Source organism: Variovorax boronicumulans (assembly GCF_009811375.1).
In the GTDB taxonomy this organism is placed as follows: Bacteria; Pseudomonadota; Gammaproteobacteria; order Burkholderiales; family Burkholderiaceae_C; genus Variovorax; species Variovorax boronicumulans.
Window position 1 is genome coordinate 2696105 of record NZ_BKDH01000001.1, and the last position, 12957, is coordinate 2709061.

General features: G+C 69.0%; 12 protein-coding genes. 7 read left to right on the forward strand and 5 right to left on the reverse strand.

All coding sequences use genetic code 11. From position 1 onward, the window contains the following. The first annotated feature begins 49 nt into the window (after positions 1–49). The 3 genes from tcuA (at position 50) to VHAB30_RS12405 (ending at position 5079) form a co-directional block, all read left to right on the forward strand. A complete protein-coding gene (gene tcuA / locus VHAB30_RS12395; protein ID WP_159277205.1) occupies positions 50–1477 on the forward strand; it encodes an FAD-dependent tricarballylate dehydrogenase TcuA in 1428 nt (475 codons plus the stop codon). Beyond that, positions 1461–2699: a tricarballylate utilization 4Fe-4S protein TcuB gene (gene tcuB, locus VHAB30_RS12400; protein WP_159277206.1), complete on the forward strand. Its 1239-nt coding sequence runs from the start codon at positions 1461–1463 to the stop codon at positions 2697–2699. Before tcuA ends, tcuB begins: the two co-directional genes overlap by 17 nt. Positions 2700–2799: 100 nt before the next feature. Further along, the gene (locus VHAB30_RS12405) at positions 2800–5079 is read left to right on the forward strand and encodes a glycoside hydrolase family 3 N-terminal domain-containing protein (RefSeq protein ID WP_159277207.1); all 2280 of its coding nucleotides are present in this window, start codon (positions 2800–2802) and stop codon (positions 5077–5079) included. A gap of 51 nt (positions 5080–5130) precedes the next feature. On the opposite strand, the gene VHAB30_RS12410 is transcribed toward VHAB30_RS12405, so the two are convergent. Then, positions 5131–6060, reverse strand: a complete 930-nt coding sequence (locus tag VHAB30_RS12410) for a LysR family transcriptional regulator (protein ID WP_062478332.1) — start codon at positions 6058–6060, stop codon at positions 5131–5133. Between the two features lie 104 nt (positions 6061–6164). On the opposite strand from VHAB30_RS12410, the gene VHAB30_RS12415 reads away from it, so the two are divergent. Genes VHAB30_RS12415 through VHAB30_RS12430 form a run of 4 tightly spaced genes read left to right on the forward strand, consistent with a single transcriptional unit; the run spans position 6165 to position 10004 of the window. Then, the gene (locus VHAB30_RS12415; protein WP_159277208.1) at positions 6165–7166 is read left to right on the forward strand and encodes a hydroxyacid dehydrogenase; all 1002 of its coding nucleotides are present in this window, start codon (positions 6165–6167) and stop codon (positions 7164–7166) included. Further along, entirely contained in the window at positions 7163–7855 is a 693-nt protein-coding gene (locus VHAB30_RS12420) for an RraA family protein (protein ID WP_062478327.1), read from the forward strand. The genes VHAB30_RS12415 and VHAB30_RS12420 overlap by 4 nt, the downstream gene beginning before the upstream one ends. A gap of 41 nt (positions 7856–7896) precedes the next feature. After that, positions 7897–8874, forward strand: a complete 978-nt coding sequence (locus VHAB30_RS12425) for a Bug family tripartite tricarboxylate transporter substrate binding protein (protein WP_159277209.1) — start codon at positions 7897–7899, stop codon at positions 8872–8874. 5 nt (positions 8875–8879) lie between these two features. Continuing rightward, on the forward strand, positions 8880–10004 hold the full coding sequence (locus tag VHAB30_RS12430) for an NAD(P)/FAD-dependent oxidoreductase (protein WP_159277210.1): 1125 nt from the start codon (positions 8880–8882) through the stop codon (positions 10002–10004). A 61-nt stretch (positions 10005–10065) separates the two neighbouring features. Here VHAB30_RS12430 and VHAB30_RS12435 read toward each other — a convergent pair whose 3' ends face one another. The 4 genes from VHAB30_RS12435 to urtE form a co-directional block, all read right to left on the reverse strand. Then, positions 10066–10416, reverse strand: a complete 351-nt coding sequence (locus VHAB30_RS12435) for a hypothetical protein (protein ID WP_056582144.1) — start codon at positions 10414–10416, stop codon at positions 10066–10068. Between the two features lie 231 nt (positions 10417–10647). After that, a complete protein-coding gene (locus VHAB30_RS12440; RefSeq protein ID WP_159277211.1) occupies positions 10648–10992 on the reverse strand; it encodes a zinc ribbon domain-containing protein in 345 nt (114 codons plus the stop codon). 4 nt (positions 10993–10996) lie between these two features. Continuing rightward, positions 10997–12229 carry a formamidase gene (fmdA, locus tag VHAB30_RS12445; protein WP_095947569.1) on the reverse strand — a complete coding sequence of 411 codons (1233 nt, stop codon included), beginning with the start codon at positions 12227–12229 and terminating at the stop codon, positions 10997–10999. 24 nt (positions 12230–12253) lie between these two features. Then, positions 12254–12943: an urea ABC transporter ATP-binding subunit UrtE gene (gene urtE, locus VHAB30_RS12450; RefSeq protein WP_062478384.1), complete on the reverse strand. Its 690-nt coding sequence runs from the start codon at positions 12941–12943 to the stop codon at positions 12254–12256. Positions 12944–12957: the final 14 nt, after the last annotated feature.

Below are 12957 nucleotides of genomic sequence, written 5' to 3' on the forward strand. Positions count from 1 at the left end.
GTGAAGGCCATGCTCCCTAAAGTCTCCTGCATTCCAAGGAGACCCACGAGTGATAGACGTACTGGTTGTCGGCGGCGGCAATGCCGCGCTGTGCGCCGCGCTGATGGCGCGCGAGGCCGGCGCCTCGGTGCTGCTGCTGGAGGCCTCGCCCAAGGAGTGGCGCGGCGGCAATTCGCAACACACCCGCAACCTGCGCTGCATGCACGACGCGCCGCAGGACGTGCTGGTCGAGGCCTACCCTGAAGAGGAGTACTGGCAAGACCTGCTGAAGGTGACCGGCGGCCTCACCGACGAGCACCTGGCCCGCCTCGTGATCCGCGCCTCGTCGAGCTGCCGCGACTGGATGCGCCGCCACGGCGTGCGCTTCCAGCCGCCGCTGTCGGGCGCGCTGCACGTGGCGCGCACCAACGCCTTCTTCATGGGCGGCGGCAAGGCGCTCGTCAACGCCTACTACCGCAGCGCCGAAGCGCTCGGCGTGCAGATCCGCTACGACACGCCCGTGGCCTCGGTCGAGCTCGAGGGCAAGCGCTTCGTGGCCGTGCGCACCGAAGCCGGCGAGCGCATCGAAGCCAGAAGCTGCGTGCTGGCCTCGGGCGGCTTCGAGTCGAACCGCGACTGGCTGCGCGAAGCGTGGGGACAGAACGAACGCGGCGAGTGGCCGGCCGACAACTTCCTCATCCGCGGCACGCGCTTCAACCAGGGCGTGCTGCTCAGGCACATGATCGACGCGGGCGCCGACAGCATCGGCGATCCGTCGCAGGGCCACATGGTCGCCATCGACGCGCGCGCGCCGCTGTACGACGGTGGCATCTGCACGCGCATCGATTGCGTGTCGCTCGGCGTGGTGGTCAACCGCGACGCGCGGCGCTTCTACGACGAAGGCGAGGACTTCTGGCCCAAGCGCTATGCGATCTGGGGCCGGCTCGTGGCGCAGCAGCCGGGGCAGATCGCGTGGTCGATCATCGACCAGCAGGCCGTCGGGCGCTTCATGCCGCCCGTGTTCCCCGGCACGCAGGCGAACACGCTCGGCGAACTGGCACAGAAGATCGGCCTGGACGAGGCCACCTTCGTGCGCACCGTGCAGGACTACAACGCCGCCTGCCGCGTCGGCCGCTTCGACCACACGGCGCTGGACGACTGCCACACCGAAGGCCTCGCGCCCGCCAAGACGCACTGGGCGCGCCCGCTGGACACCGCGCCCTTCTACGCCTACCCCGTGCGCCCCGGCATCACCTTCACGTACCTCGGCCTGAAGGTGGACGAGACCGCCGCCGTGCGCTTCGGCGGCCGGCCCAGCCCCAACCTCTTCGTGGCCGGCGAAATAATGGCCGGCAACGTGCTAGGCAAGGGCTACACGGCCGGCGTGGGCATGAGCATCGGCACGGCCTTCGGGCGCATCGCCGGCACGCAGGCTGCGCGTGCGGCAAAGAACCATTCGAAGAATTCTCCGGAGACCACCTTTGCAGCAGCTCACTGACCTCGTCGCACGCGCCCGTGCGGATGCCGATGGCATCGGCAGCAACCCGTCGCCATCGCAGCGCGTGATCCCGATCCAGCCCTCCCTGCCGCTCACTGCTTCCGAGGGCGAGGTCGCGCGCATCCTGCAGATCTGCAACGCCTGCCGCTACTGCGAGGGCTTCTGCGCCGTGTTCCCCGCCATGACGCGCCGGCTCGAATTCGGCAAGGCCGACACGCACTACCTCGCCAACCTGTGCCACAACTGCGGCGCCTGCCTGCATGCCTGCCAGTACGCGCCACCGCACGAGTTCGCCGTGAACTTGCCGCAGGCGATGGCGCAGGTGCGCCTGCAGACCTACCACCACTATGCCTGGCCGCCCGCGATGGGCGCGCTCTACAAGCGGGCCGGGCTCACCGTGGCATTGGCACTGGCGGGTGGGCTCGCGCTGTTCCTTGTGCTGGCCGTGGCGATGTCGGGTTCGCTCGTGCACGCGCCACTCGCGGGCAACTTCTACGCGATCTTTCCGCACAACTTCCTCGCGCTGGTGTTCGGCGCGGTGTTCCTGTTCGTGATGTTCGCGCTGGCCATGGGCACGCGCCGCTTCTGGCGCGAGGTCTCGCCCGCGAACGACCCGGGCAACGCGCCCGACCTGCCGGGTGTGCGCCGCGCAGCCAGCGCCGAAGCCGCGCACGACGCGCTGCGCCTGAAGTATCTCGATGGCGGCCATGGCGAAGGCTGCAACAACGCCGACGACCGCTTCACGCTCTGGCGCCGGCGCTTCCATCACTTCACCTTCTACGGCTTCATGCTGTGCTTCGCCTCCACCTGCGTGGCGACGCTGTACCACTACCTGTTCGACCTGCATGCGCCCCATGCGCTCACGAGCCTGCCCGTGCTGCTGGGCACCACGGGCGGCATCGGCCTCGTGATCGGCCCTGTCGGCCTGTTGTGGCTCAACCTGCGGCGCCATGCCGCGCACGGCGACGCGGCGCAGCGGCCGATGGACCGCGGCTTCATCGCGCTGCTGTTGCTCACCAGCCTCACGGGCCTGGCCCTGCTCGCGTGGCGCGACACGACGTTCATGGCGCTGCTGCTGGCGGTTCACCTGGGCGTGGTGATGGCGCTCTTTCTCACACTGCCCTACGGCAAGTTCGCGCACGGCATCTTCCGCTGCGCAGCGCTCCTGAAGTTCGCCATCGAGAAGCGACTGCCCAGCCGGTTGCGCCTGGGCGCGGACTGACCGGCATGGCCTGAAGCGGCCGGGATCGGACAAGCCCCTACGCCCAGGGCGGAAACCCGCTGGCCGGGGCGGGCGGGCGTTGTCTGCAGAATAGGCGGCCATGCATGTTCGAAAAGCCGCCGTTCTCGCCCTCGTCCTGTCCGCCCTCTCCCTCCCCGCCATCGCGGCGTCCGTTCCGAAAAACCTCCAGCCCTCCGACGCCGCCGAAGCGCGCATCGAGTCGTTGATCGCGCGCATGACGCTGCAGGAAAAGGCCGGCCAGCTCAGCCTCTACGGCCCGGCCGACATCAACATCCCGAACAACCCGCAGGCCGGCTGGCGCAACGGGCAGCAGGAAACCGAGGACGTGCGCAACGGGCGCCTCACGGGCCTGTTCAACAACGCCGGCCTCGAGGGCAAACGGCGGCTGCAGCAGGTGGCGGTGCGCGAGTCGCGGCTGGGCATTCCGCTGATCTTCGGCGCCGACGTGATCCACGGCTTTCGCACGATCTTCCCGATGCCGCTGGCCGAGGCCTCGAGCTGGGAGCCCGCGCTGGCCGAGCGCACCGCGCGCGCGGCGGCGGTCGAGGCCACGGCCGACGGCTTTCGCTGGACTTTCGCGCCCATGGTCGACATCGCGCGCGATGCGCGCTGGGGCCGCGGCCTCGAAGGCGTGGGCGAAGACCCGTACCTGGCGCGCCAGTTCGCGGCGGCGCGCGTGCGCGGCTTCCAGGGCAGCAGCCTCGCGAACGCCGACTCGATGCTGGCCACGCCCAAGCACTTCGCGGCCTACGGCGCGGCCGAGGGCGGGCTCGACTACAACACGAGCGAAATTTCCGAGCGCACGCTGCGCGAGGTCTACCTGCCGCCGTTCCGTGCGGCGCTCGATGCGGGCGCGCTCTCGGTCATGAGCGCCTTCAACGAGATCGGCGGCGTTCCCTCGACCGCCAACCCCGCGCTGCTCACCGGCGTGCTGCGCGACGAATGGAAGTTCAAGGGCTTCGTGGTGTCGGACTACACGGCCGACGAAGAGCTCATCGAGCACGGCCACGCCGCCAATAGCCGCGAGGCCGCCAAGCTGGCCTTCATGGCCGGCACCGACGTGAGCATGCAAAGCGGCCTGTACATCCGCCACCTGCCCGACCTCGTGGCCTCGGGCGAGGTGCCGATGGCGCGGCTCGACGAGGCGGTGCGGCGCGTGCTGCGGGTCAAGCTCAAGCTCGGCCTCTTCGACGACCCGATGCGCGGCCTCGACGGTCCGCCGGCCGCACAGCGCGTGGAGAACCCCGAGTTCATCGCACTGGCCCGCGAGAGCGCGCGCCGTTCCATCGTGATGCTGAAGAACGAAGGCCAGTTGCTGCCGCTCGCGAAGACCGGCCCGCAGAAGATCGCGCTGATCGGCCCCTTCGCCGAGGGCACGAAGGACCTGATGGGCTCCTGGAGCCTGTTCCCGGGCCAGTCCGCGCCCGTGGGCATCGACGAAGGCTTGCGTGCCGCGCTGGGTACCGAGGCCTCGCGGCTGACCGTCACGCGCGGTGCGAACGTCGAGTCGCCGCTGCCCGGCGGCATCGAGGCCGCCGTGGCCGCCGCGCGCGAGGCCGACGTGGTGGTGCTGGCGATCGGCGAGAGCCAGAAGATGTCGGGCGAGTCGCGCTCGCGCAGCGACATCGGCCTGCCGCAGGCCCAGCAGGACCTGGCCGAGGCCGTGGCCGCCACCGGCAAGCCGGTGGTCGTGCTGCTGAGCAATGGCCGCGCGATGGCGCTCAAGGGCGCGGTGCGCGATGCGCGCGCGATCCTCGTGACCTGGTTCCTCGGCGTGCAGACCGGCCACGCGATCGCCGACGTGGTGTTCGGCGACGCCAACCCCTCGGGCCGCCTGCCCGTGAGCTTTCCGCAGACTGCCGGCCAGGTGCCCTACTACTACGCCCACAAGCGCACCGGCCGCCCCTCGCCCGAGGGCGCGCCGGGCACGGCCTTCAAGACCCGCTACCTGGACGCCACGAACGAGGCGCTGTACCCCTTCGGCTTCGGCATCGGCTATGCGCCGGTGCGCTACGACCAGGTCGAACTGAGCACGGACCGCCTCGCCATGGGCAAGACCCTGCGCGTGCGCGCGACCGTCACCAACACGGGGACGCGCGAGGCGGAAGAAGTGGTGCAGCTGTACCTGGCGCAGCGCGCTGCGAGCGTGACGCGGCCGGTGCGCGAGTTGAAGAATTTCCGCAAGGTGCGGATTGCGCCGGGGGCGTCGGAGGTGGTCGAGTTCAATGTTGGCAATGACGACCTGCAGTTTCTGGGGCGGGACATGAAGCCTGTGATCGAGCCGGGTGAGATCGATCTGTGGGTGGCGCCTTCTGCTGCGGGCGGGATTCAGAAGCGCTTCGTGCTGACGCGCGAGTGAGCTGACGCGCGAGCCGACTCCTTCAGCCCCTCAGTCGTCGCACCGCACCGGTCACAGCACACGCTGCGACAGCGCCGACGAAAAAAGCTGCGCCCCTTCGCTGCGCAGCAAGGTCACGAGGCGCCGCGCCGCCGGCGACAGGTAGCCCTCCTTGCGGTACGTGACGCCCAGGTGGCGGCGCAGCGTGGTCTCCTTGAGCGGCACTTCGCGCAGCGTGCCTTCGCGCCCGGCCGCGCCAAGCGTGTGGCGCGACAGGAAGCTCAGCAGGTCGGTACGCGAGATCAGGCGCGGCAGCAGCGGGATCGAGTTCGCGTTGACCTGCACTGCGGGCAGCGGCAGCCCGCGCGACTGGAAGGCCGCGTCGAGCCACTGGCGGCTGGGAATGGGGTCGGCGGGCAGCACCCAGCGCCATTGCAGGAGCGACTTCATCGTGATCTTCGGCAGCTCGAACACGGGGTGCTGCGGACTGGCGGCGACCACCACCACATCCTCGACGATGGAATGCGTGACGAAGGCCGGATCGTGCTCGGGCATGAGGCCGATCAAGAGGTCGATGGCGCCTTCGCGCAGCCGCTCGCGCAGCGCCATGCTGGGCGCGACGGTGATGTCGATGCGCGTGTCGCCGGCCTCGGCCAGCAGCAGGTTGCACACCTCGGGCAGCACGTGGTCCGCCGCGATGGGCCCGCTGCCGATGCGCACGTGGCCCGCGTTGCCCTTGGCGAAATCGCTCACCTCGCGCAGCGCCTCTTCCGTGGCGCCGCGCAGCAGCCGGGCGCGCGCGAGCAGCACCTCGCCCACCGCCGTGAGCTGGATGCCCCGACCCTTGCGCTCGAACAGCGCGCTGCCGAAGGCCTCCTCGAGCCGCTGCACCGCCTTGGTCAGCGCGGGCTGCGTGCGCCCGAGCTTGTCGGCGGCCTGGCCCAGGTGGCCGGTGTCGGCGACCACCTCGAAATATTTCAGGTCGCGCAACTGGATGTCCATTCATAGCTCCGAGGAATCGTTGAATGAACATTATCGATTGGACGGAATGAATGGCGATTTCCACAATCCAGCTCATACCGACCCTCGAACGACCCTCTCTCTCCATGAACCCCACTGTCCTGGTCACTGCGCCACGGCTTGCCAAGGCCGGCGTTGACCTTCTCGCCGAAGCCGGCGCCCGCGTCATCTGCCTTGCGAATGCAGACAGCGTTGAAGAAGTCGAGCGCGTGATGGCGAGCGAGCCCATCGACGCCGTCATCTCGCGCACCGTGCAACTGTCGGCCCGCGCCATCGCCGCGTGTCCGACGCTAAAAGTGATTTCAAAGCATGGCGTGGGCGTGAGCAACATCGACGTCGAGGCGGCCACCGCGCGCGGCATTCCGGTCTACGTCACGCCCGGCGCCAACGCGCAGTCGGTCGCAGAGATGACGCTCGGCCTGATGCTCGCCGCCGCACGCCGCATCGGCTGGATGGACCGCGAGCTGCACGATGGCCGCTGGTCGCGCGCACAAGACGGCGTGGAGCTGCACGGCAAGACGCTGGGCCTGGTCGGCTTCGGCCAGATCGGCCAGCGCGTGGCCCGGGTCGGCCTCGCGCTCGGCATGCAGGTGGCCGCGTTCGACCCGGCCCTCGGCGAAGGCCCGAGCCCGGTGGCCGGCGTGCGCCTGCTGCCTTCGTTCGATGCGCTGCTGCCGCTGAGCGATGTGCTCAGCCTGCACGTGCCGCTCAACCGCCACACGCGCCAGATGCTCGGCGCCGCGCAGCTTGCGGCGCTGCCGCGCGGCGCGATCGTCGTCAACACGGCGCGCGGCGAGGTGATCGACGAGCCCGCGCTCATCGCGGCGCTGCAATGCGGCCAGCTGTACGCGGCCGGCCTCGACACCATGGCCGACGAACCCCTGCCCGCCGGCAGCCCGCTGGCCGCCCTGCCCAACGTGGTGCTCACGCCGCATGTCGGCGGCTCCACGCCCGCGGCGCTCGCGGGCATGGCCAGCGGCGCCGCACGCAACGTGCTGGGCTGGCTGCAAGGCTGTCCGGTCGATCCTTCGGCTTGCGTGAACCCGCAGGTCCTGTCTTCCCCCCTTCTGCACGGAATCACCGCATGACCGCCCCGCTCTCCTGGCCGCCCGGCTACCGCATCAACCCGCGCGCGTCCGGCCCAGACGCCGCCCTCGTCGACGCTTTCCGCACGCTGCCCGTGGCCGCCATCGGCGATGCGATGAGCCGCAATGTCGGCACCGTCGGGCTGCGCCAGTACCACGCGCGCCTCGACACGGTGCTGTGCGGCCCCGCCGTCACCGTGCGCGTGCGGCCCGGCGACAACCTGATGATCCACAAGGCGCTGATGATGGTCGCGCCGGGCGACGTGCTCGTGATCGACGGCGGCGGCGACGTCACGCAGGCGCTGGTCGGCGGCCTGATGCGCACCACCTGCATCGCGCGCCAGCTGGCGGGCCTCGTCATCGACGGCGCGGTGCGCGACCTGTGCGAATGGGCCGAAGACGGCATGCCGATCTTCGCGCGAGGCCACACGCACCGCGGGCCGAGCAAGGACGGCCCCGGCGAGGTGAACGTGCCCGTCTCGTGCGCGGGCCTGGTCGTGATGCCGGGCGACCTCGTGGTGGGCGACGCCGACGGCGTCATCGCGGTGCCGGCCGCCGAAGCGGCCGACGTGCTCGAGAAGACGCGGGCCCACCTGGCGCGCGAAGCAAAGATCCGCGAGACCAACCGCACCGGCACCGCCGACCCCGAGCGCTTCGACGCCGTGCTGCGCGCCAAGGGCCTGCCGGTCTGAACGGCAGCCACGAGATCACAAGAACCCCCAGGAGACAAGACATGAACCGAAGAGACTTTCTGCAGACCACCGCCTTCGCATCCATCGCTCAAACGGCGGGCATGGCCTACGCGCAAGGCGATTGGCCGCAACGCCCCGTGAAGCTGGTGGTGCCCTTCACGCCCGGCGGCGGCACCGACGCGACCTCGCGCCTGATTGCCGAACGCCTCACCTCGCTCGAGCGCTGGACCGTCGTCGTCGACAACAAGCCCGGCGCGGCCGGCAACATCGGCCTCGACGCCGTGGCCAAGGCCACGCCCGACGGCTACACGATAGGCATGGGGCAAACGTCGAACCTCACGATCAACCCCTGGCTCTATTCGAAGATGCCCTTCGAGGCGCTGAAAGACTTTTCGCCCATCGCCGAAGTGGCCTCGCAACCCGTCGTGCTCGCCGTGCGCGCGGACTCGCCGCTGCGCACGCTGGCCGACTTCATCAAAGCCGCGAAGGCGAAGCCGGGCGAGTTCAGCATCGCGCAGGCCGGCAACGGCACCGTGGGGCACCTGGCCGGCGAAATGCTGGCGCGCCGCGCGGGCATCAAGGTCATGCAGGTGCCCTACAAGGGCGCAGGCCCGGCCATGAACGACCTGATCAGCGGGCAGATCGCGCTGTACTTCGGCAGCAGCGTTTCGGTGATGTCGCAGCTGTCGAACGGCCGCGCCCGCGCGCTGGCCGTCACCTCGGCCAAGCGCCTGCCCGCGCTGCCGAACGTGCCCACCGTGGCCGAACAGGGTTTCGCGGGCTTCGAGGCCACGACCTGGGTCGGCCTCGTCGGGCCCGCAGGCCTGCCCGCCGACGTGGTCAACCGCATCAACGCGGCCGTGGTGAAGACGGTGGCGCGCAAGGACGTGCAGGACAAGCTCGCACAGGAAGGCAGCGTGCCCGCCAGCGGCACGCCGCAGCAGTTCGACGCCTACATCCGCGCCGAGCACGCCAAGTGGGGCGCGCTGATCCGCGAAGCCGACATCAAGCTGGACTGAGCCGCATGGACCGGATCGACTGCGTCGTGATCGGCGCCGGCGTGGTGGGCCTGGCCGTCGCGCGATCGCTCGCCATGGCCGGGCGCGAGGTGGTGATCCTCGAGGCCGAGCACGCCATCGGCACGCATACCAGCGCGCGCAATTCGGAGGTGATCCATGCGGGCATCTCGTATGCGCCCGGCTCGCTCAAGGGCCGGCTGTGCGTGGCGGGCAAGGCCGCGCTGTACGCCTACTGCGCCGAACGCGGTATCGGCCACCAGCGCATCGGCAAGCTGATCGTGGCGGTGCAGGACTCGGAGCTGCCCGAGCTCGACAAATACGTCGCGCTCGGCGCGGCCCACGGCGTGACCGACCTGCGCATCCTCGACGCCGCCGAGGCACGCGACATGGAGCCCGAGGTGGCCTGCGTCGGCGCCCTGCACTCGCCCTCGACGGGCATCGTCGACAGCCACGCGCTGATGCTGTCGTACCTGGGCGACGCGGAACGTGCGGGTGCCTCGCTTGCTTTGCAGAGCCGTGTGCTGGCCGCGCGGCCCACGCCAGACGGCCTGGTGGTCGAGGTGGGCGGCGCGGAAGCAACGAGCGTGCTGTGCAACACGGTGGTGAACGCGGCGGGGTTGGGTGCGCAGCAGGTGGCATCGCGGATCGACGGCATGCCGGCCGGCCTGATGCCACCGCTGTACTACGCGATCGGCCACTACTTCTCGCTGGCGCGCAAATCGCCCTTCCGCCATCTCGTGTACCCAACCGGGCGTGAAGGCGCCTTGCGCGCCCACGTGACGCTCGACCTCGGTGGGCAATGCAAGTTCGGGCCGGACCTGAGTTGGCGCGACGGCATTGACTACAGCTTCGACGCCTCGCGCGAAGCGGCCTTCTACCAGTCGGTGCGCCGCTATTACCCCGCCTTGGAGGACGGTGAGTTGCAGCCGGGCTATACCGGCATCCGCCCGCGATTGGCGGGCCCGGGTTCGTCGATGCACAACACGGCGACGGATTTCGTGATCCAGACGCCGCAGGCACACGGCATCGCGGGGCTGGTCAACCTGTTCGGCATCGAATCGCCGGGGCTGACGGCATCGCTCGCGCTGGGCGAGCACGTCGCGGACCTCGTGGCAAAGATGCGGGCATGAAAAAACGGGCCCGAGGGCCCGTTCTTCTTTGTCAGCCCCCGAAGGAGCTGCAGTCAACCAATTACAGGCCAGCCTGGCGCGTGAACGACACGCTGGGCTTCTTGTAAGCGGCCGGCACTTCGTCGCGGTAGAACGCGCGGCGGTCGAGGCTGGCGAGCGGGTCGTGGGCCTTGGCGACGGCTTCAGCGCGGATCGTCGAGCGGTCGGCGGTCGAGGTGAAGGTCTGTGCGCCGGCGGTGGCGCCGTCGCTGTACTCGTTGCCGGCACGGGCGGCGGCCACGGCTTGCGACGCGACTTCCGAACGCGAGAGGGTCGAGTTCACGGTGTGCACGCCGTCATAGGTTTCGGCGTGGGCACCGGCAACAGCCAGGAGCGAGAGGGCAACGGCGGCGAGGGTCTTCGAGGCATTCATTTCAATCTCCTTCAGGTGGTGTGTCGATGGGATGAAGTTTGAGCCTGAAGCGCCCCAAAAAACGGCAGCAAAAGGAATCGCGGCGTTCACGGGATTGAAACAATCGCGCGCCGCTCGCGCATGCGATGCGGCGGTCGGAACCCTCTCCTCCAGAGGGTACGCACGAAAAAGTTCTCGCCTCCGTCATTCCTTGCATGCGCCTAGCGCATGCAAGGAATGCACGCCGAACCCTCAGTGCGAGATCATCCAGGGCCGCCGCGACGGGGCCGATTTCGCACCGTTCGGCGCGGTCTGCGTGGCACTGCGCCGCGACGATCCCGAGCAGCAGCCGCAGCCCGAGGGATGCCTCAGCCGCGCATAGTCGCGCGAGTTCGCGGGCTCGTGGCGCGCGCGTTCGTTGGTGGCCATTGCGTGACGCGTGTCGGCCGCCATGAGCGCCAGGCGCGGCGCGGCCGTGAACACGCGCGGCGAGGCGCTGCCGCAGTCGGGGCAGGCGGCCGGTTCGTCGCGCTGGCCCGAAGGCCGCAGCGATTCGAAGCCGCCGCATTGCCCGCAGGCGTAGTCGTAGGTCGGCATGGCTTCAGCGCAGGTCGTGCGACAGCGGCATGTCGATGCTGCCGTCGATGAACTTCACCGGCCCCGAGGCGTTCGGGTTGATGTCGAAATCGAAAATGCCCGTGGGCAGCCACAGCGTGGCGCACGAGTTGGGCACGTCGACCACGCCGCTGATGTGGCCCTGCACGGGCGCGGTGCCCAGGATCGAATAGGCCTGCGCGCCCGAGTAGCCGAACTTCTTCAGGTACTCGATGGCGTTCAGGCAGGCCTGGCGGTAGGCCACGTTCACGTCGAGGTAGTGCTGCTTGCCGCTCTCGTCGACCGAGATGCCTTCGAAGATCAGGTAGTCGTTGTACTGCGGCGTGATCGGGCTGGGCTTGAAGATCGGGTTCTTGATGCCGTACTTGGCCATGCCGCCCTTGATGAGCGTGACCTTCATGTGCACCCAGCCGGCCATCTCGATGGCGCCGCAGAAGGTGATCTCGCCGTCGCCCTGGCTGAAGTGCAGGTCGCCCACGCTCAGGCCCGCGCCGTCGACGTACACGGGGAAGAACACCTTCGAGCCGCGCGACAGGTCCTTGATGTCGCAGTTGCCGCCGTGTTCGCGTGGCGGCACTGTGCGCGCGCCTTCCGCTGCGGCCTTCGCCCTCGCCTCGCCCGTCATCTTGCCCATGTGGGCGGTGCCGGCAAACGGCGGGTTGGCCAGGCCGGGCACGCGGTCCGGGTCGGTGGCGATGAGTGCCTTCTCCCGCTCGTTCCACATGTCGAGCATCGGCTTGTCGGGCAGGCAGCCGATGAGGCCCGGATGGATCAGGCCCGCGAAGTTCACGCCCGGGATGTGGCGCGAGCTCGTGAACATGCCCTTGAAGTCCCAGATCGATTTCTGCGCTTCGGGAAAGTGATCGGTGAGGAAGCCACCGCCGTTCTTCTTCGAGAAGAAGCCGTTGAAGCCCCACAGGCTGTCCTGCTTGGCGCCGATGTCCAGCAGGTCGACCACCAGCAGGTCGCCGGGCTCGGCGCCCTTCACGCCCACCGGGCCCGAGAGGTAGTGCACCGTGCTCAGGTCGATGTCGCGCACGTCGTCGGCGCTGTCGTTGTTCTTGATGAAGCCGCCGGTCCAGTCGAAGGTCTCGAGGATGAAGTCGTCGCCCGGGTTGACCCAGCAGGCCATCGGAATGTCCGGGTGCCAGCGGTTGTGGATGTTCTCGTTCTCCGTGGGCGGCTTGGTCAGGTCGACCTTGATCAGCGTGTCCGTCATGTGCAGTGGCTCCTGGGGTTGTGGTTAGACAGAGAGATAGGCTTTGATGTGTTCCACATCGGTCTTGTCGCGCGCGGTCTCGTGCACGAGCCGGCCGCCTTCGATGACGAACAGCCGGTCGGCCACGTCCATCGCGAAGCTCAGCACCTGCTCGGACACGACGATGGTGATGCCGCGCAGCTTGCGGATCTCGTTGAGCGCCTTGGCGATGTCCTTGATGATCGAAGGCTGGATGCCCTCGGTGGGCTCGTCGAGCAGCAGCACCTTGGGGTCGGTGACGAGCGCGCGCGCAATGGCGAGCTGCTGTTGCTGGCCGCCGGAGAGGTTGCCGCCCTTGCGGCTTTTCATGTCCCACAGCACGGGGAACAGCGCGTAGATTTCTTCGGGGATGCGGCGGGTCTTCGAGTTCTCCAGGCCGGTCTGGATGTTCTCTTCCACCGTCAGCGTCGGGAAGATCATCCGGCCCTGCGGCACGTACGCGATGCCCTTGGCCACGCGGCGAAAGCTCTCGTCGCGCGACACGTCCTGCCCCGCCACCTCGATGCGCCCGCTCTTGATCGGCAGCACGCCCATGAGGCTCTTGAACAGCGTGGTCTTGCCCATGCCGTTGCGGCCCATGATGGCGATGGTTTCGTTGGCATGGCCCACGAACGAGATGCCGTGCAGCGCCTCGCTCTGGCCGTAGGCGGTGTGCAAGTCGTCGACCTTCAGCATGATGGTGCTCATGG